This is a genomic window from Pseudomonas sp. EA_65y_Pfl1_P113 (genome assembly GCF_963970525.1).
GTDB classification, from domain to species: domain Bacteria; phylum Pseudomonadota; class Gammaproteobacteria; order Pseudomonadales; family Pseudomonadaceae; genus Aquipseudomonas; species Aquipseudomonas tritici.
Map to the genome: position 1 here is coordinate 168288 of NZ_CAXAQM010000004.1, position 20174 is coordinate 188461.

Sequence of the window (20174 nt, forward strand, 5' to 3'; positions counted from 1 at the left end):
CTGTTGGAACGCGGCAAATGTGGGCTTGCTCGCGAAGGGGTCGACTCGGTGCAACTGACTACCGGCGATTAGCCCACCGCAACCTGAGCCACTCCAGATCTTCCGGCCGCGTCACCTTGATATTGTCCGACCGCCCTTCGATCAGCCGAGGCGCCTGGCCGGACCATTCCATGGCAGAGGCTTCATCGGTGATGACGGCGTCCGCCACCAGGCTGTCAGCCAAAGCACGATGCAGCGGACCCAGACGGAACATCTGCGGCGTGTAGGCTTGCCAGATCAGGCTACGGTCGACGGTTTCGACGACACGCCCATGCTTATCGACTCGCTTGAGGGTGTCACGTGCCGGCACGGCCAGCAGACCGCCCACCGGGTCGTCCGCCAGTTCAGTCAGCAGTTTGTCGAGGTCATCGCGACTCAGGTTCGGCCGCGCCGCATCGTGCACCAGCACCCAATCATCATCACTGGCCCCCAAAGCGTTCAGCTGCAACAGCGCGTTGAGCACCGAACCGGAACGCTCAAAATCGCCGTCCGCACGGTGAATGCGCGGGTCCATGGCACACGCCAGGGTAGGCCAATACGGATCATCAACAGCAAGACTGACCATCAGCCCCTTGAGCGAAGGATGGTCGAGAAAACAGCCAAGGCTGTGTTCGAGAATGGTACGTCCGCCCAGTTGCAGGTACTGCTTGGGACGGTCCGCGGCCATGCGGGCACCGATGCCCGCGGCAGGAATCACGGCCCAGAAGGCCGGCAAGCTGTTGGTCATTGGGCCAACTGGTAGAGGGTTTCGCCCTCCTTGACCATGCCCAACTCATGACGAGCCCGCTCTTCAACGGTCTCGGTACCCTTTTTCAGCTCAAGCACTTCCGCATAAAGTACCCGGTTGCGCTCCAGCAGGACTTCGTTTTCGGCGCGTTGTGCAGCGATTTGCTCGGCCAGGTCTTTTACCTGCGCAAAGCTGCCATTACCGACCCATAGGCGGTACTGCAGGCCAGCCAGCAACAAGAGCAAGACGAGAAACAACCAATTGGGACTGCGCATCGAAATCCGGGTATCCAGTGAAAAAAGACAGCCATGCAAAACTTTTAAAGTAACTGATAGCACGAAGCCTGGAAAAACCAGGCTTGTGCTTGATAGCCATCAGATTAGCGTCGAAACCCACACTGTCGTGAGTTTTCCGACGCAATCCGTCAGCTTTTTACCATGTCTTACCCTCAAGAGCGATCAGCCGCGAAACTCGCCGCGACCGTTGTACTTGGCTTTGCCGGCCAGTTGCTCTTCGATACGCAGCAATTGGTTGTACTTGGAAACGCGGTCGGAACGGCACAGAGAACCGGTCTTGATCTGGCCCGCCGAGGTGCCCACGGCCAGGTCGGCAATGGTCGAATCTTCGGTTTCGCCGGAGCGGTGCGAGATCACGGCAGTGTAGCCCGCTGCCTTGGCCATCTGGATGGCTTCCAGGGTTTCGGTCAGGGTGCCGATCTGGTTGAACTTGATCAGGATCGAGTTGGCGATCTTTTTATCGATGCCCTCTTTCAGGATCTTGGTGTTGGTGACGAACAGGTCGTCGCCCACCAGCTGGGTTTTCTCGCCGATCTTGTCGGTGAGGATTTTCCAGCCATCCCAGTCGGACTCGTCCAGCCCGTCTTCGATCGAGATGATCGGGTAACGCTCGGTCAAGCCTTTGAGGTAGTCAGCAAAACCTTCGGAGTTGAACACCTGGCCTTCGCCGGACAGGTTGTATTTACCGTCCTCGTAGAACTCACTGGCCGCGCAATCCAGCGCCAGGGTCACGTCGGTGCCCAGCTTGTAGCCAGCGTTGGCTACCGCTTCGGAGATCACTTTGAGTGCATCTTCGTTGGACGCCAGGTTCGGTGCAAAACCACCTTCGTCACCCACGGCAGTGCTCAGGCCACGGGCCTTCAGCACAGCTTTGAGGTGATGGAAAATCTCGGTGCCCATGCGCAGGCCTTCGGAGAAGGTCTTGGCGCCGACCGGCTGCACCATGAATTCCTGAATGTCGACGTTGTTATCGGCGTGCTCACCACCGTTGATGATGTTCATCATCGGTACCGGCATCGAGTAAACACCGGGGGTGCCGTTCAGGTTGGCAATGTGTGCGTACAGCGGCAGGTCCTGGTCCTGGGCAGCAGCCTTGGCAGCAGCCAGGGACACGGCGAGGATGGCGTTGGCGCCCAGGCTGCCTTTGTTTTCGGTGCCGTCGAGCTTGATCATCGCGTGGTCCAGGGCTTTCTGGTCCAGCGGGTCTTTGCCCAGTAACAGGTCTCGGATCGGGCCGTTGATGTTGGCTACAGCCTTGAGTACACCCTTGCCCAGGTAACGGCTCTTGTCGCCATCACGCAGTTCCAGCGCTTCGCGCGAACCGGTGGAAGCACCGGACGGCGCGCAGGCGCTGCCGATGATGCCGTTATCGAGAAGCACGTCTGCTTCGACGGTGGGGTTGCCACGGGAGTCGAGAACTTCACGACCTTTGATGTCGACGATTTTTGCCATTGTTGTAAACACTCCAAAGTTGACGAAAACGACGCAGCTGAAGGAAATCTTTTGACCGACCGCAAGGGTGGAACAACGGGGCAGGCTTGCAGGCGACATGGCTCAGGCCCGTAGGCCTGAGCGTAAAGCGTGGGAAAGTCTACCGGAGAAATGGCGCTTACGCGGTCTCTACCGTCGGAAAACTCTTGACCAGTTCGTCCAGCTGCTTGAGCTGGGCCAGGAATGGCTCCAGTTTGTCCAGGCGCAGGGCGCACGGACCGTCGCATTTGGCGTTGTCCGGGTCCGGGTGGGCTTCGAGGAACAGGCCCGCCAAAGACTGGCTGATGCCAGCCTTGGCCAGGTCCAGCACCTGGGCACGCCGCCCGCCCGCAGAATCAGCGCGACCACCGGGCATTTGCAGCGCGTGGGTCACGTCGAAGAACACCGGGTATTCGAACTGTTTCATGATGCCGAAACCGAGCATGTCGACCACGAGGTTGTTGTAGCCGAAGCTCGAACCGCGCTCGCAGAGGATCAACTGGTCGTTACCCGCTTCAACGCACTTGCTCAGGATGTGCTTCATTTCCTGGGGCGCGAGGAACTGGGCTTTCTTGATATTGATCACAGCACCGGTCTTGGCCATCGCGACAACCAAGTCGGTCTGGCGCGACAGGAAGGCCGGCAACTGGATGATGTCGCACACCTCAGCGACCACGGCAGCCTGTTCAGGCTCGTGGACGTCAGTGATGATCGGTACACCGAAGGCTTGCTTGATGTCCTGGAAGATCCGCATGCCTTCTTCAAGGCCCGGGCCGCGATAGGAGGTCACGGACGAACGGTTGGCCTTGTCGAAGCTGGCTTTGAACACGTAAGGGATACCCATTTTTTGGGTCACCTTCACGTACTCTTCACAGACCTGCATCGCCATGTCGCGGCTTTCCAGCACGTTCATGCCGCCAAACAGCACCATGGGCTTGTCGTTGGCAATCTCGATGTCGCCTACGCGAATGATCTTCTGGGCCATCAGGGTTACGCCTTTTTCTGATGTTGCGTCAGTGCTGCTTTAACGAAACCACTGAACAACGGGTGACCGTCGCGCGGCGTCGAGGTGAACTCCGGGTGGAACTGGCACGCCACGAACCATGGATGATCCGGTGCCTCGACCACTTCAACCAGCGCGCCATCACCGGAGCGACCGGAGATTTTCAGGCCGGCCTCTTTGATTTGTGGCAGCAGGTTGTTGTTCACTTCGTAGCGGTGACGGTGACGCTCGACGATCACATCCTTGCCGTAGCAATCGTGAACCAGCGAACCCGGCTCCAGCAGGCAGTCCTGCGCGCCAAGGCGCATGGTGCCACCAAGGTCGGAGGCTTCGGTACGGGTCTCGACGGCACCAGTGGCATCTTCCCACTCGGTGATCAGGCCCACGACCGGGTGACCGCTCTTGCTGTCGAACTCGGTGGAGTTGGCGTCTTTCCAGCCCAACACGTTACGGGCGAACTCGATAACGGCCACTTGCATGCCCAGGCAGATACCCAGGTAAGGCACCTTGTTCTCACGAGCGTATTGCACGGCAGTGATCTTGCCTTCCACGCCGCGCAGGCCGAAACCGCCCGGTACGAGGATCGCATCGACACCTTCGAGCAGCGCAGTGCCCTGGTTCTCGATGTCTTCGGAATCAATGTAGCGCAGGTTGACCTTGGTACGGTTGCTGATGCCGGCGTGACTCATCGCTTCGATCAGCGACTTGTACGCGTCCAGCAGCTCCATATACTTGCCGACCATGGCGATGGTGACTTCGTGCTCAGGGTTGAGCTTGGCGTCGACCACAGCTTCCCACTCGGACAGGTCCGCGCTGTTGCATTGCAGGCCGAAACGCTCGACCACAAAATCGTCCAGGCCTTGCGAGTGCAGGATGCCCGGGATCTTGTAGATGGTGTCGGCGTCTTCCAGCGCGATCACCGCACGTTCTTCAACGTTGGTGAATTGCGCGATCTTGCGACGCGAGGAAATGTCGATCGGGTGATCGGAGCGGCACACCAGCACATCCGGCTGCAGGCCGATGGAACGCAGTTCCTTTACCGAGTGCTGGGTAGGCTTGGTTTTGGTTTCGCCGGCGGTGGCGATGTACGGCACCAGGGTCAGGTGCATCAGCATCGCGCGCTTGGCGCCGACTTCGAAACGCAGCTGGCGGATGGCTTCGAGGAACGGTTGGGACTCGATGTCACCGACGGTGCCACCAATCTCGACCATCGCCACGTCGGCATCGCCTGCACCCTTGATGATGCGGCGCTTGATTTCATCGGTGATGTGCGGGATCACCTGGATGGTTGCACCCAGATAGTCACCACGGCGTTCCTTGCGCAGCACGTGCTCGTAGACACGGCCGGTGGTGAAGTTGTTGTTCTGGGTCATGGTCGTGCGGATGAACCGCTCGTAGTGGCCCAGGTCCAGGTCGGTCTCGGCGCCGTCGTGAGTGACGAACACTTCACCGTGCTGGAACGGGCTCATGGTGCCCGGGTCGACGTTGATGTACGGGTCCAGCTTGAGCATGGTGACCTTAAGTCCCCGCGCCTCCAGGATGGCCGCCAATGAAGCGGAGGCAATGCCTTTCCCCAATGAAGAAACAACACCGCCCGTGACGAATATGTAGCGCGTCATGAAAAACCCTAGAAGTCTGCGTTAAAGCGGTCCGAACCGCCGGGGAGAGCGAAGAGAGGCCGAAGCCCCCGATCACCTGCATTAATCACAGTGCACCTTTCAAAAAAAACCGCCGCGTGATGACAGACCGGCAATGAAACACCAGTACGTTGATCGCTACACATTTTTTGGAATCGCCCAGCAAAGACTGCTTGGTAATCGGCAACTGCTGCGATTCAGGCGAATCCACAGAAGTTGTATCAAGAAGGGAGCGTAGTCTACCGGAAAGGCGCTATCAGCTCAAACCTTGATCGCAGGTCTGTGGCATCCAATGTAATTGCCAGTCGCCCGCCCCTGTGTTCCACAATCCCGCCAGGTTAGGCACCCCGAGCAATTGCTCTCCCTGATACAGCAGCGGCAATCTGCCACGGACGAAGCTCGGAAGCCCACTTTCATTAAGCAGGCGCTTCAAGTCACGCCGCCCGCGACGTGGCACGTCGATGATTTCGCCGCCATGACGGTAGCGAACCTCCAGCGGGCCTTCAGGCGCCTTGCCGGTGAGTTTCAGCCGGCCATTGCCGGGTAACTCTAGTGGATTTCGCGGATCGGGCCAGCGCAGCGATGCGTCGGAAAACTCCGACCATGTGGAGGGCAGCCACCATAGGCGTTCGCCGCTACGGTGCAGTTCGCCGTCGGCCAGGCGCCATAGAGGCTGTGCGTCGCCCTTGGCATCACGCAGGGAATGCCAACTGGCCCAGTGGTCGCTGTCGGGTAGACGGGTCAGTGGGGCCAGCCAATGGCGCAGGGCGTTACGCTGGCGGGCGTCGGAAAGTTCGCGCAGCGGCGCAAGTGCCAAAGATGGCAGGTGCAACCAGGGAAAAGGTGCAGGCTGGTCGGCGGCTTGCAGGTCCATTTGCGCCAATTCATCGAGCAGGCCCTGGGCTTCACCTAGGTGCTCGGCAGTGCGGGCAAGGCTGATGACAGCTTGAGGCCAGCGCTTCGTGAGCGCCGGGAACACGTGATGGCGCAGATAATTGCGTGAGAACCGCGGGTCGGCGTTGGACGGGTCTTCGACCCATTTGAGTTGATGCTCGTGGGCGTAGGCCTCCAACTCACCCCTTGCTACATCCAATAAAGGCCGAACCAGATAACCAGCCGCCAACGGGCGCTGTGCAGGCATTGCCGACAGCCCGCGCGCGCCTGCGCCGCGCAACAGGCGGAATAACAGGGTTTCGGCCTGATCATCGCGATGCTGGCCTGTCAGCAGCACCTCCCCTGCTCCGATGACTTCGGTAAACGCCTGGTAACGCGCGTCACGGGCGGCCCGCTCAAGGCTGGCGCCGGGTTGTACCTGCACGCGCATGACGCGCAGGGGGATGCCCACGCTGTCGCATATCGACTGGCAATGGTTTGGCCAGGCGTCGGCGGCGGTTTGCAGGCCATGGTGGACATGGATTGCGTTGAGGGGTGGGAGTGTTTCGGTTTCTGGCAGGGCGGCCAGGAGATGGAGCAGGACGGTGGAATCAAGGCCGCCAGAGAAAGCGATATGCCAGGCCGGGGCATTTTGCCAGGGAACCAGGGCTTGCAGCAGTTTGGCGGTCAGCGTCCGTTTCATCACACATTGTCGCCGCATACTTGGAACACGATAGCCCAGCATACACAAAGCAAATGTGGGAGCGGGCTTACTCGCGAAAGCGTGGTGTCAGTCACCGGATATATTGACTGATTCACCGCTTTCGCGAGTAAGCCCGCTCCCACATCAGTACAGCAATGTCTGCCAGATCAGTAGTTGATCAGAGACCGTAGCTCATCAGACGCTCATAACGACGGGCCAACAGCGCTTCGTTATCCAGCTTCTTGAGCATCGCCAGTTGCGAACCCAGCTCGGCACGAATAGTCGCGGCAGCAGCAGTCGGATCACGATGAGCGCCGCCCAATGGCTCGGCGATCACTTTGTCGACAATGCCCAGGCCCTTGAGGCGATCAGCGGTGATACCCATCGCTTCAGCAGCGTCCGGCGCTTTTTCAGCGGTTTTCCACAGAATCGAAGCGCAACCTTCCGGTGAGATCACCGCGTAGGTCGAGTATTGCAGCATGTTCAACTGATCGCACACGCCAATGGCCAGTGCGCCACCGGAACCACCTTCACCAATCACGGTAGCGATGATCGGGGTTTTGAGGCGCGACATGACGCGCAGGTTCCAGGCGATTGCTTCGCTCTGGTTGCGCTCTTCAGCGTCGATACCCGGATAAGCACCCGGCGTGTCGATGAAGGTCAGGATCGGCATTTTGAAACGCTCGGCCATTTCCATCAGGCGGCACGCCTTGCGGTAGCCTTCCGGACGCGGCATGCCGAAGTTGCGGCGAACTTTCTCGCGCACTTCACGGCCTTTCTGGTGACCGATCACCATCACCGGCTGGTCGTCCAGGCGAGCGATACCGCCCACGATGGCCGCGTCGTCGGAGAAGTGGCGGTCGCCGTGCAGCTCGTCGAACTCGGTGAAGATGTGCTGAATGTAGTCCAGGGTGTACGGACGACGCGGGTGGCGAGCCAAACGCGCGATCTGCCAGCTGGTCAGCTTGCCGAAGATATCCTCGGTGAGCGTGCTGCTCTTGTCTTGCAGGCGAGCGATCTCATCGCCGATATTCAGCGAATTGTCATTGCCGACCAGGCGCAGTTCTTCAATCTTGGCTTGCAGGTCAGCGATCGGCTGTTCGAAATCAAGAAAATTCGGGTTCATAAGCGTCCGTCTTGGGTCGACGGCCAAGGAGTGCCTGGCCAGCCGGTTGTCTATTCGCGCCCTACCTTAAGGGAGAGGCGCGTCTAGGTCGAGATTAAATGTTTCGCCGAGATCAGGCTAAATATTAATGCCTGACCGTCAACGGTATTGGAGAAAGACGTTGTCACGGCCGAACTGGTCACGCAATGCTTGAATCAAGCCATCCGCAGGATCAATTCGCCAGGTCTCGCCAAACTGCAACATGGCCTTGGCGTCATTGCCGGTGTACTCCATAGTCACCGGGCACGCGCCACGGTGGCGTTTGAGCAGGTCGCCCAACCAGCGTAGCTGATCGCCCTTGAGCGCTTCGGTTTTCACCTTCAAGCGCAAGCTCTCGGCCAAATTGGTGCGCGCATCTTCCATGCTCATCACGCGCTTGATCCGCAGCCGCAGGCCGCCGGAGAAGTCATCGTTGCTGACCTCCCCTTCCACCACCACCATGGCGTCAGTCTGCAGCAGCGACTGCGCGGAGTGGAACGCATCGGCAAACAGCGACGCTTCGATGCGGCCCGAACGGTCGTCGAGAGTGATAAAGCCCATCTTGTCGCCCTTTTTGTTTTTCATCACCCGCAGGGCGATGATCATACCGGCGACGGTCTGCGTATCCCGCGCCGGTTTCAGGTCGATGATGCGCTGGCGGGCGAACCGCCGGATTTCACCTTCGTACTCATCAATCGGGTGGCCGGTGAGGTAAAGGCCCAAGGTGTCTTTCTCACCCTTGAGGCGCTCCTTCAGGGTCAGGTCCTTGGCCTTGCGGTGGTTGGCGTACACATCCGCGTCTTCCTCGACGAACAATCCGCCAAACAGGTCGGCATGGCCACTGTCATGGGTGCGGGCAGTCTGCTCGGCAGCCTTGATCGCCTCTTCCATCGCAGTGAGCAACACGGCGCGGTTACGGTCGATATTCGCCTGGTAAGCCTTCGGCTCATCATGGAAATAGGGGCCGAGGCGGTCGAGTGCACCACTACGGATCAGCCCATCGAGGGTTCGCTTGTTGATGCGCTTGAGGTCAACCCTTGCACAGAAGTCGAACAAGTCCTTGAAAGGCCCGTCCTGGCGCGCTTCGGTGATGGCTTCCACCGGGCCTTCGCCCACGCCTTTGATCGCGCCCAGGCCATAGATGATGCGACCTTCGTCGTTCACCGTGAACTTGAACTCCGAGGCGTTCACGTCCGGTGCGTCGAGGCGCAGTTTCATGGTGCGCACTTCCTCGATCAAGGTCACAACCTTGTCGGTGTTGTGCATATCCGCCGAAAGTACCGCAGCCATGAACGGCGCCGGGTAGTGAGCCTTCAGCCAGGCAGTCTGGTACGACACCAGGCCGTAGGCGGCGGAGTGGGATTTGTTAAAGCCGTAACCGGCGAATTTTTCTACCAGGTCGAAAATGTTACCGGCCAGGTCAGCGTCAATATTGTTGGTGGCGCAACCTTCAATGAAACCGCCGCGCTGCTTGGCCATTTCCTCGGGTTTTTTCTTACCCATGGCGCGACGCAGCATGTCCGCACCACCGAGGGTGTAACCGGCCATCACCTGGGCGATCTGCATCACCTGTTCCTGATACAGGATGATGCCGTAGGTCGGCGCCAATACCGGCTTGAGGCCTTCGTATTGGTAGTCGGAGTGCGGATATGCCAGCTCGGCGCGACCGTGCTTACGGTTGATGAAGTCGTCCACCATGCCCGATTGCAGCGGGCCCGGACGGAACAGCGCCACCAGTGCGATCAAGTCTTCCAGGCAGTCGGGCTTGAGCTTTTTGATCAGCTCTTTCATACCGCGCGACTCAAGCTGGAACACCGCCGTGGTTTCGGCCTTTTGCAGCAACTGGTAGGTCGGCTTGTCGTCCAGCGGGATGAACGCAATATCCAGCGGCTCTTCGTCAACCTTGGCACGCTCACGGTTGATCGTCTTGAGCGCCCAGTCGATGATCGTCAGCGTGCGCAGGCCGAGGAAGTCGAACTTCACCAGGCCGGCCGCCTCGACGTCGTCCTTGTCGAACTGGGTGACCAGGCCACCGCCTTCTTCATCGCAATAGATCGGCGAAAAGTCGGTGAGCTTTGTAGGCGCGATAACCACACCACCGGCGTGTTTACCGACGTTACGCACCACGCCTTCGAGCTTGCGCGCCATGTCCCAGATTTCGGCGGCTTCTTCATCGATCTTGATGAAGTCACGCAGGATCTCTTCCTGCTCGTAGGCCTTTTCCAGGGTCATGCCGACTTCGAACGGAATCATCTTCGACAGGCGATCCGCCAGGCCGTAGGACTTGCCCTGCACCCGCGCAACGTCGCGGATTACAGCCTTGGCAGCCATGGAACCGAAGGTGATGATCTGGCTTACCGCGTTGCGGCCGTATTTCTCGGCCACGTACTCAATGACGCGGTCGCGACCATCCATGCAGAAGTCGACGTCGAAGTCGGGCATGGAAACCCGTTCCGGGTTCAGGAACCGTTCGAACAGCAGGTCATATTCCAGCGGGTCGAGATCGGTAATCTTCTGTACGTAAGCAACCAGCGAGCCAGCACCCGACCCCCGGCCCGGGCCTACCGGCACACCGTTGCTTTTGGCCCACTGGATAAAGTCCATTACGATCAGGAAGTAACCGGGGAACCCCATCTGGATGATGATATCCAGCTCGAAATTCAGCCGGTCGACATAGACCTGGCGCTTGGCCTCGTAATCCTCAGTGGTGTCCTTGGGCAACAGCACACTGAGGCGCTCTTCCAAGCCGTCGAACGACACCTTGCGGAAGTACTCATCGATGGTCATGCCATCGGGAATCGGGAAGTTGGGCAGGAAGTGCTTGCCCAGCTTCACTTCAATGTTGCAACGCTTGGCAATTTCGACAGAGTTTTCCAGGGCCTCGGGCAGGTCGCTGAACAGCTCGGCCATCTCGTCGGCACTTTTGAGGTATTGCTCTTCGCTGAAGTTCTTCGAGCGTCGCGGGTCATCCAGAGCCCGGCCCTCGCCGATGCACACGCGGGTTTCGTGGGCTTCGAAATCTTCTTTCTTGATGAAGCGCACATCGTTGGTCGCTACCAACGGCGCGCCCAGCTTATCGGCCAGGGCCACGGCGGCGTGCAGGTGCTCTTCGTCGTTGGGGCGGTTGGTGCGCTGGACTTCCAAGTAGAGACGGTCGGGAAAAACCTGCATCCACTCGCGGGCCAGCACTTCAGCCTCTTGAGGATTGCCGCCGAGTAGCGCGAGACCGATCTCACCCTCTTTAGCGGCCGACAGCATGATCAGCCCTTCGCTGGCCTCGGCGACCCACTCGCGCTCGATGATGATCGAACCGTTGCGCTGGCCGTCGATAAAGCCACGGGAAATCAGTTCGGTGAGGTTGCGATAACCCACGCCGTTCATCGCCAGCAGACTGATACGGCTAAGGGCGTTATCCGGATCTTTGTTGGACAACCACAGGTCGGCGCCGCAGATCGGCTTGATGCCGGCGCCCATGGCGTTTTTATAGAATTTGACCAGGGAACACATGTTGTTCTGATCGGTAACCGCCACGGCAGGCATGTTCATGCCCACCAGGGTTTTGACCAGCGGTTTGATCCGTACCAGGCCGTCAACCAGGGAGTATTCAGTGTGCAGGCGCAGGTGAACGAATGAAGCCGGCATAGTGATCCTGTCTTAAACGTAGAAACAACAAGGCCCGGGATTGTACCGGGCCTTGGCAAAAACATCAGCCTCGCGACTACACCTCGCTGAGACTCTCTCGCAGCTCATAAGCCTGGCGTACGGGGGCGAACGAGCGGCGGTGGATCGGCGTCGGGCCGAGGCGAGCCAGGGCTTCCAGATGAACGGGGGTCGGGTAGCCTTTATGGCCGCCAATGCCGTAGCCGGGGTAGATCAATTCGAAAGCAGCCATTTCACGATCGCGGCTGACTTTAGCCAGGATTGACGCTGCCGCAATCGCAGGCACCTTGCTATCGCCCTTCACCACCGCTTCCGCCGGCATGGCCAATTTTGGGCAGCGGTTGCCGTCGATCATCGCCATTTTGGGCGTGATGTGCAGGCCTTCTACTGCACGCTGCATGGCAAGCATGGTGGCGTGAAGGATGTTCAACGCGTCGATTTCCTCGACTTCGGCCCGAGCAATATGCCAGCTGAGGGCCTTCTCAATAATCTCGTCGTAGAGCTTTTCGCGGCGCGCTTCGGTGAGTTTCTTCGAGTCGTTGAGGCCGAGAATCGGGCGGTTCGGATCGAGAATCACCGCCGCCGTGACGACAGCGCCGCACAAAGGCCCGCGCCCGACCTCGTCAACACCGGCCACCAGTTCGTGGGCTTCGGCAACCAGGCTGAAATCCAGGCCGATTTGCTTGGTCATAAAGCTTCCTGTTTCTTGCCGATCAAGGTCAACACGGCGTCCGCCGCCTGGTTCGAGGCATCACGGCGCAAGGTGCAGTGAATGTCGTCAAAACCGCGGGTCTGCTCTTCGCCGCCGTCGATCAAGGGTAGTAGAGTTTGTGCCAAGGCCTCAGGCGTTGCATCGTCCTGCAACAACTCCGGCACCAACAGGCGCTGGGCCAGCAGGTTGGGCAGGGAGATGTAAGGGCTTTTGACCATGCGCTTGAGAATCCAGAAGGTCAGCGGCGCCAGGCGATAGGCCACGACCATCGGACGCTTGTACAGCAAGGCCTCCAGGGTGGCCGTACCCGAGGCGATCAGCACGGCATTACAGGCCGCCAGGGCCAGGTGCGATTGGCCGTCGAGCAAGGTCACCGGCAGGTTGCGACCGTCCAATAGGGCCTCGATCTGCGCACGCCGCTGCGGGCTCGCGCAGGGCAGCACGAAACGTACGCCTGGCTTCAAGGCTTGCAGGCGCTCGGCAGCATCGAAGAACACCGCAGCCAGGCGGCCGACTTCGCCGCCACGGCTGCCCGGCATCAGCGCCACCAGCGGACCGTCAGGCAGACCCAGCTCGGCGCGCGCGGCTGTGCGATCAGCGTGCAAAGGGATGGTGTCGGCCAGGGTGTGACCGACAAATCGCACCGGCACGCCCTTTTCTTCGTAGAACCTGGCTTCGAACGGCAGCAGGGTCAGCATCAAGTCACAGCCTTCGCGGATCTTCAGTACGCGCTTCTGACGCCATGCCCACACGGAGGGGCTGACGTAGTGCACGGTCTTGATCCCGGCCTGACGTAACTTGAGCTCGATATTAAGGGTGAAGTCCGGTGCGTCGATCCCGATGAAAACATCGGGTTTCTCTTCGATGAGGGTCTGGATCAGCAGCTTGCGGCGAGCCAGCAGCTCACGCAGACGGCCCAGCACTTCCACCAACCCCATGACCGATAGCCGCTCCATGGGAAAGTAGGACGTGAGCCCTTCGGCCTGCATCAGCGGGCCGCCGACACCCATAAATTCCACCGCAGGGTGCTGGGCCTTGAGGGCCCGCATAAGACCCGCGCCCAGAATGTCACCGGAAGCTTCTCCGGCCACCAGCGCAATACGCAGATTAGCCATGATTAGCGGGTGATGCCGCGAGTCGACGCCTGGATAGAGTCACGGAACACCGCGACTTCCGGGAACAACGTCGATGGCTCGGCCAATTGCGTCAACGCCTGATCCACGGTAAGCCCCTGGCGATAAACCACCTTGTAGGCACGGCGCAGGGCGTGGATGGCCTCTTCGCTGAAACCACGACGGCGCATGCCTTCGAAGTTCATGCTGCGAGCTTCGGCCGGGTTGCCAAATACTGTGACGAACGCCGGAACATCCTTGCCGATGGCGGTACCCATGCCGGAAAAGCTGTGTGCGCCGATATGGCAGTACTGATGCACCAGGGTGAATCCGGAGAGGATCGCCCAATCGTCGACGTGCACATGGCCGGCTAACGCCGTGTTGTTGACCAGGATGCAGTGGTTGCCGATGACGCTGTCGTGGCCGATGTGCGCGTAGGCCATGACCAGGTTGTGATCACCCAGGGTGGTCTCGGCCCGATCTTGCACGGTGCCACGGTGAATGGTCACGCCTTCACGAATGATGTTGTGATCACCGATTACCAGGCGTGTTTCTTCACCCTTGTACTTCATGTCCGGGGTGTCTTCGCCTACCGAGGAAAACTGGTAGATACGATTGTGTTTGCCAATACGGGTCGGACCTTTAAGGATCACGTGCGGCCCGATGACAGTCCCCTCGCCGATTTCCACACCTGCGCCGATGATCGACCAGGGGCCGACCTCAACGTCGGCGGCCAGTACGGCCGACGGATCGATGATTGCGCGAGGGTCAATCAAACTCATAGTTTGCGTTCCGCACAGATGATTTCGGCGGAGCACACAGGCTTGCCGTCCACCGAAGCCTGGCATTCGAACTTCCAGATCTGGCGCTTGCAACTGATGAACTTGGCTTCCAGGATCAACTGGTCACCCGGGGTGACCGGGTTGCGAAAACGCAACTTATCGGACCCCACGAAATAGTAGAGTGTGCCGTCGGCAGGCTTGAGGTCGAGCATTTTGAAACCAAGGATACCGGCAGCCTGGGCCATCGCTTCGATGATCAGCACGCCCGGCATGATTGGATGCGCGGGAAAGTGACCGTTGAAGAACGGTTCGTTGATGCTGACATTCTTGTAGGCACGAATGCGCTTTTCCTCGACGTTGAGGTCCACTACGCGGTCCACCAGCAGGAACGGGTAACGGTGAGGCAGGTATTCGCGAATCTCGTTGATGTCCATCATTTCGGGGGGAAGCCTGTAATAAAGATTGGGGGCGGGCGAACTAAACGCACGCCCCGCTAGCAAATCAAGGAGGCAGTCTAGCGGCTGTGCACACTTGATATGGAAATGGTATCAGCCTTCTGATGAAGCATTACCGCCAGGGGTCACGTCCCCAACACGCTTTTCCAGCTGTTTGAGACGTCGAGCCATGTCGTCGAGCTGCCTCAACCGTGCTGCGCTCTTGCGCCATTCAGCCGCAGGCTGCATGGCGGTACCGGATGAGTAGGCCCCTGGCTCGGTAATCGAGTGGGTAACCATGGTCATGCCGGTGATGAAGACGTTGTCGCAAATATCGATATGCCCCACCAGCCCTACGCCACCGGCGAGCATGCAATGCTTGCCGATCCTGGTGCTGCCGGAAATGCCCACACACGCTGCCATGGCAGTGTGATCACCAATCTGCACGTTGTGGGCGATCTGAATCTGGTTGTCGAGCTTCACGCCGTTGCCGATCACGGTATCGGCCAGGGCCCCGCGATCAACAGCAGTGTTGACGCCAATTTCCACGTCGTCGCCGATCAATACGCCGCCGACCTGGGCAATCTTGTTCCAGATACCCTTGGCGTTGGCGAAGCCGAAGCCTTCCCCCCCGATCACCGCACCCGATTGGATGACCACACGCTCACCGATACGCACATCGTGGTACAGGGTTACGCGCGGTGCGAGCCAACCGTCAGCGCCGATCTCGCAGCGCGCGCCGATAAAGCAATGGGCACCAATGGTCACACCTGCTGCAATGCGCGCACCGCTCTCGATCACCGCAAAGGCGCCAATGCTGGCCGCAGGATCAACCTGAGCATCATCGGCGATGACCGCAGACGAATGAATACCGGCTGCGGCCCTTGGTTTCGGATCGAACAGGTGCGACACCCGGGCATAAGCGAGGTACGGGTCGGGCACCACCAGCGAGTCCCCTGCAAACCCTTCGGCGTCAGCAGCTTTCAGCAACACGGCGGCGGCTTGGCTCTCGACCAGGTATTTACGGTATTGAGGGTTTGCGAGGAAGCTCAACTGAGCTGGGCCAGCCTCCTGCAAGGTGGCTAGCCCAGTGATTTCTTTCTCCGGGGAGCCATTTAAGGTGGCCCCCAGGAACTCGGCCAACTCGCCGAGCTTGATAGTCGCGGTCATGGCTTACTTCAGCTGGTTCATGCGCTCGATCACCTGGCGGGTGATGTCATATTGAGGCTTGACGTCGATAACCGCGCCACGCTCGAACACCAGGTCAAAGGCACCTTTCTTGATGACTTCTTCCACGGCGCTGTCGAGTTTCGGCTTCAGCTGTTTCAGCATTTCACGGTCAGCAACCGCTTTGGCTTCGTTCAGCTCCTTGGACTGGAACTGGTAGTCACGGGCCTTTTGCTTGAATTCAAGCTCCAGACGCTCGCGCTCGCCTTGCTGCATCTTGTCGCCACCGGCTACCAGACGATCCTGGATGCCCTTGGCGCTGCTTTCCAGGGTCTTGAGTTTGGTCAGTTGCGGACCGAATTTCTTCTCGGCATCCACGGCATAACGCTTGGCCGCGTCGGATTCCAACAGCGCCATCTGATAGTTCAGGACGGCGATTTTCATTTCGGCGAAGGCCGGGGTGGTTACCAGCACAGTGGCCAGCAAAACCAATTGAGTCAACTTACGCACGATGTACTCCTACAGAATCCGTTGTCGTTATCTTAGGTCAGACGCTTAGAACGTCTGGCCGAGGGAGAATTGGAAAATCTGGGTTTCAGCGTTATCCGGTTTCTTGATCGGCATGGCCAGCGCGAAGCTCAACGGGCCCAGCGCAGTCACCCAGGTCACACCCAAGCCCACGGAGCTCGCCAAGTTACTGAGGCTCACATCGTTGCACTGGGTGTTGGACTTCAAGCCGCTCGGGTTACGAATCTGCTCGCACTTGGAGTCGAACACGTTACCCACGTCCCAGAAGACCGAGGTCCGCAGGGAACGCTGATCCTTGACGAACGGCAGCGGGAACAGGATCTCGGCACCACCCTGGATCAGCACGTTACCACCGAACGGCAGCGGATCGTTGTCGGAGTCAGCCACAGTGCCTTGGTTACCGGTTACACCAACACCACGGCTTGGGGTACCACGTGGACCCAGGGTGCTGTCTTTGAAACCACGTACGGAGTTGAAGCCACCCGCGTAGTAGTTCTCGTAGAAAGGTAGACCGTTGGTGGAACCATAACCATCGCCATAACCCAATTCAGTGTGCAGGCGCATGGTGTAGTTGTCGCTCAACGGCGTGAACAGTTGGCCACGGTAGTCGAGCTTGAAGAACGACAGGTCGCTGCCCGGCGTGGTGACTTCCGCAGTCAGGCTCTGGGAATGGCCACGGGTTGCCAGCACCCCTTTGTTCAGGGTCGACTCGGACCAGCCAGCAGATGCCTTGAAGTTCAGGAACTTGTCACCTTCACGACGGGTGAAGTCAAAGATTTCATCCACGGTGTAGACACCGGTCTTGATCTCATCCTGTTGCGCAGTCAGGCCGAAGGTCAGGCGCGACGTCTCGCTGATCGGGTAACCAACGTTGACACCGGCACCGAGGCTGTCGATCGCATAGCTTGCAACGTCAACGTCGAGGTCTTTGTAGTCGGTGGTGCGGTAGAAGGCGTTGTAGCCCAGGCTCACACCATCAGCAGTCCAGTAGGGGTCGGTATAACCGAAGTTATATCGGCTCTGGTATTCGCTTCGGGTCAGGCCGATAGACACGCGGTTACCGGTACCCAGGAAGTTGTTCTGGGTGATGGAGCCACCAAGGATCAGACCGGCACTTTGTGCGAAGCCGACACTGGCGGTGATCGAGCCCGAGGCTTGTTCTTCCACGGCGTAGTTCACGTCAACCTGGTCATCAACACCCGGTACGGCCGGGGTTTCGACGTTGACTTCCTTGAAGAAGCCCAGGCGTTCAAGACGGGTCTTGGACTGGTCGATCAGGTAAGTCGACGCCCAGCCACCTTCCATCTGACGCATTTCACGACGCAGCACTTCGTCCGCTGACTTGGTGTTGCCACGGAAGTTGATGCGGTTCACGTAGGCACGTTTGCCGGGATCGACGACGAAAGTGATGTCCACGGTGTGGTCATCATCATGCGGAGTCGGCACGCCGTTGACGTTGGCGAAGGTATAGCCTTCGTTACCCAGGCGGCGAGTGATCAGTTCTGACGTGGTGGTCATCAGCTTGCGGGAGAACACCTGGTCTTTCTGCACCAGCAGCAGCGCCTTGACCTGGTCTTCAGGCACTTTCAGGTCGCCGCTCAGCTTGACATCACGAACCTTGTACTTCTCGCCTTCGTTGACGTTGACTGTGATGTAGACGTGTTTCTTGTCCGGGGTGATGGAGACCTGGGTCGAGGCGATATCCATGTTGATATAGCCACGGTCCAGGTAGTAGGAACGCAGGCGTTCCAAGTCACCAGACAGTTTCTCGCGGGCGTACTTGTCATCGTTCTTGAAGAACGACAGCCAGTTGGTGGTCTTGAGCTCGAACAGGTCGATCAGGTCTTCATCAGCGAACTTGGTATTACCCACCACGTTGATGTGCTGGATCGCCGCCACGGTGCCTTCGTTGATGTTGACCTTGAGGCCCACACGGTTACGCGGCTGCGGCACCACTTCCGTTTCCACGGTGGCGGAGTAGCGGCCTTGGGCAACGTACTGGCGTTGCAGCTCGTTACGCACACCTTCAAGGGTGGCGCGTTGGAAGATCTCGCCTTCGGCCAGGCCGGATTGCTTCAGACCTTTCATCAAGTCTTCAGTAGAGATCGCCTTGTTGCCTTCGATCTCGATACTGGCGACGGAAGGTCGCTCGACAACGGTGATGACCAGGACGTTGCCTTCACGCCCCAGTTGGATGTCTTGAAAGAAACCGGTTTTGAACAGCGCACGAGTGGACTCCACCAGGCGACGGTCATCAGCCTGTTCACCGACGTTCAACGGTAACGCACCAAAGACGCTACCGGCGGAAACCCGCTGGAGGCCGTTGACGCGAATATCGGAGATGGTGAAGGACTCGGCGTGAACTTCGGCGATCATCAATACGGTGAGAACCGCAGTTAGCAGCAGACGTTTCATGAAGTCCTTTCTTATTCCAACTGGCAATAAACAAACTGCCGCAAAATGCGGCAGATTCGCAATTCAGCGAAGCGTTACAGTCGACCCAGATCGTTGACCAAGGCTAATAACATCACCCCGACCACCAAACTGATACCGATCTGTATCCCCCAACCCTGCACCCGATCCGACAAGGGGCGACCACGCACCCACTCGACCAGATAAAACAACAGATGCCCCCCATCCAATACTGGAATGGGCAACAAATTCAGAACACCCAGGCTAATACTCAGATAAGCCAGGAAATTCAGGAAATCCGCGACACCCGACTGGGCAGAAGCGCCCGCCACTTTAGCAATGGTTATCGGTCCACTCAAGTTTTTTACCGAGAGCTCGCCGAACAACATTTTCTTGAGGGATTCCAGGGTCAGCACACTCATGGTCCAAGTGCGTTTTGCACCCTCGCCAATTGCTGCCAACGGCCCGAAGCTGACCTCACGCACCATCGATGGCGGCCAGTCGACACCTTTGACTCCGGCACCGAGGTAACCCCCGGCCGCCTTGGCTTCCCCGCGAACAGACAAGGTCACAGGGACGTCGATTTGAGCACCGTCGCGCTCAACTTTCAGCAGAATTTTAGTATCAGGACGTACACGAACCAGGTCGACTACTTGCTGCCAGTCGCCCAGCGCCTGTCCATCGAGGGCCAACAGCCGATCGCCTGTTTTCAGGCCAGCGGCCTGGGCCGGACCTTTCGGATCGAGCTCCGCCAGGACTGGCGGCAAGGCCGGACGCCATGGACGTATGCCCAGGGACTTGATCGGATCAGGTTCATCAGCGCCCTTGAGCCAGTGGTCGAGGGTCAGATCACGCGGGGTTTCGGTAGTCGAGTCCTGCTCACGCACCACCACATTGACGATGCCGCTTTCGCCCAGGCGGCGCACCAACTGCAGATTGACCGCACCCCAACCTGTGGTGGGCTCGCCATCAATGGAAACAATTTCTTGCCCGGCAACCAGGCCGGCTTTAGCGGCAATACTGTCCGACTCGACCGCACCGATGACCGGACGCACCTGCTGGCTGCCCAGCATGGCGAGGACCCAGAAGAACACCATCGCCAACAGGAAGTTGGCGATCGGGCCAGCGGCAACAATGGCGATACGCTGACGAACGGTCTTGCGATTGAAGGATTGGTCCAACTGATCTGCCGGCACTTCGCCTTCGCGCTCATCGAGCATCTTGACGTAGCCACCCAGCGGGATGGCGGCAATCACGAATTCGGTGCCTTGGCGGTCACGCCAGCGCAACAGCGGCATGCCGAAACCGACGGAAAAGCGCAGTACCTTGACGCCGCAACGACGCGCGACCCAGAAATGGCCGAATTCGTGGAAGGTAACCAGCACACCCAGAGCAACCAGGGTGCCGACGATCATGTAAAGCGCACTCATCTAATTTCTCCGCATTCCAATCCAGTGCCTAAAGGCTCAAACCCG

Annotated in this window: 16 protein-coding genes; all 16 read right to left on the reverse strand. The window is 59.0% G+C overall.

Translation table 11 applies throughout. From position 1 onward, the window contains the following. Positions 1–58 precede the first annotated feature (58 nt). Positions 59–766 carry a 2-C-methyl-D-erythritol 4-phosphate cytidylyltransferase gene (gene ispD, locus AACY52_RS06275; RefSeq protein WP_339418124.1) on the reverse strand — a complete coding sequence of 236 codons (708 nt, stop codon included), beginning with the start codon at positions 764–766 and terminating at the stop codon, positions 59–61. Next, positions 763–1041: a cell division protein FtsB gene (ftsB, locus tag AACY52_RS06280; RefSeq protein WP_339418126.1), complete on the reverse strand. Its 279-nt coding sequence runs from the start codon at positions 1039–1041 to the stop codon at positions 763–765. Before ftsB ends, ispD begins: the two co-directional genes overlap by 4 nt. A gap of 183 nt (positions 1042–1224) precedes the next feature. Next, positions 1225–2514, reverse strand: a complete 1290-nt coding sequence (gene eno, locus AACY52_RS06285) for a phosphopyruvate hydratase (RefSeq protein WP_065872435.1) — start codon at positions 2512–2514, stop codon at positions 1225–1227. 157 nt (positions 2515–2671) lie between these two features. Next, positions 2672–3517, reverse strand: coding sequence for a 3-deoxy-8-phosphooctulonate synthase (gene kdsA / locus AACY52_RS06290; RefSeq protein WP_339418128.1), 846 nt, complete (start codon positions 3515–3517; stop codon positions 2672–2674). A 5-nt stretch (positions 3518–3522) separates the two neighbouring features. Then, the gene (locus AACY52_RS06295) at positions 3523–5154 is read right to left on the reverse strand and encodes a CTP synthase (RefSeq protein WP_339427097.1); all 1632 of its coding nucleotides are present in this window, start codon (positions 5152–5154) and stop codon (positions 3523–3525) included. 274 nt (positions 5155–5428) lie between these two features. Continuing rightward, positions 5429–6748: a tRNA lysidine(34) synthetase TilS gene (gene tilS / locus AACY52_RS06300; RefSeq protein WP_339418131.1), complete on the reverse strand. Its 1320-nt coding sequence runs from the start codon at positions 6746–6748 to the stop codon at positions 5429–5431. A 178-nt stretch (positions 6749–6926) separates the two neighbouring features. Next, a complete protein-coding gene (locus AACY52_RS06305) occupies positions 6927–7874 on the reverse strand; it encodes an acetyl-CoA carboxylase carboxyltransferase subunit alpha (protein ID WP_339418132.1) in 948 nt (315 codons plus the stop codon). A gap of 138 nt (positions 7875–8012) precedes the next feature. Continuing rightward, positions 8013–11534, reverse strand: a complete 3522-nt coding sequence (gene dnaE, locus AACY52_RS06310) for a DNA polymerase III subunit alpha (RefSeq protein WP_339435890.1) — start codon at positions 11532–11534, stop codon at positions 8013–8015. Between the two features lie 76 nt (positions 11535–11610). Continuing rightward, a complete protein-coding gene (rnhB, locus tag AACY52_RS06315) occupies positions 11611–12243 on the reverse strand; it encodes a ribonuclease HII (RefSeq protein ID WP_339469472.1) in 633 nt (210 codons plus the stop codon). Next, on the reverse strand, positions 12240–13379 hold the full coding sequence (gene lpxB / locus AACY52_RS06320) for a lipid-A-disaccharide synthase (protein WP_339418136.1): 1140 nt from the start codon (positions 13377–13379) through the stop codon (positions 12240–12242). Before lpxB ends, rnhB begins: the two co-directional genes overlap by 4 nt. A 2-nt stretch (positions 13380–13381) precedes the next feature. Next, the gene (gene lpxA, locus AACY52_RS06325) at positions 13382–14158 is read right to left on the reverse strand and encodes an acyl-ACP--UDP-N-acetylglucosamine O-acyltransferase (protein WP_339418138.1); all 777 of its coding nucleotides are present in this window, start codon (positions 14156–14158) and stop codon (positions 13382–13384) included. Further along, a complete protein-coding gene (gene fabZ / locus AACY52_RS06330) occupies positions 14155–14595 on the reverse strand; it encodes a 3-hydroxyacyl-ACP dehydratase FabZ (protein ID WP_003172281.1) in 441 nt (146 codons plus the stop codon). The genes lpxA and fabZ overlap by 4 nt, the downstream gene beginning before the upstream one ends. 111 nt (positions 14596–14706) lie before the next feature. Further along, a complete protein-coding gene (lpxD, locus tag AACY52_RS06335; RefSeq protein ID WP_339418141.1) occupies positions 14707–15762 on the reverse strand; it encodes a UDP-3-O-(3-hydroxymyristoyl)glucosamine N-acyltransferase in 1056 nt (351 codons plus the stop codon). 3 nt (positions 15763–15765) lie between these two features. Continuing rightward, positions 15766–16269: an OmpH family outer membrane protein gene (locus tag AACY52_RS06340; RefSeq protein ID WP_003189173.1), complete on the reverse strand. Its 504-nt coding sequence runs from the start codon at positions 16267–16269 to the stop codon at positions 15766–15768. 45 nt (positions 16270–16314) lie between these two features. After that, the gene (gene bamA, locus AACY52_RS06345; RefSeq protein WP_339418143.1) at positions 16315–18702 is read right to left on the reverse strand and encodes an outer membrane protein assembly factor BamA; all 2388 of its coding nucleotides are present in this window, start codon (positions 18700–18702) and stop codon (positions 16315–16317) included. A 74-nt stretch (positions 18703–18776) separates the two neighbouring features. Next, positions 18777–20129, reverse strand: coding sequence for a sigma E protease regulator RseP (gene rseP, locus AACY52_RS06350; protein WP_339427100.1), 1353 nt, complete (start codon positions 20127–20129; stop codon positions 18777–18779). Positions 20130–20174 lie beyond the last annotated feature (45 nt).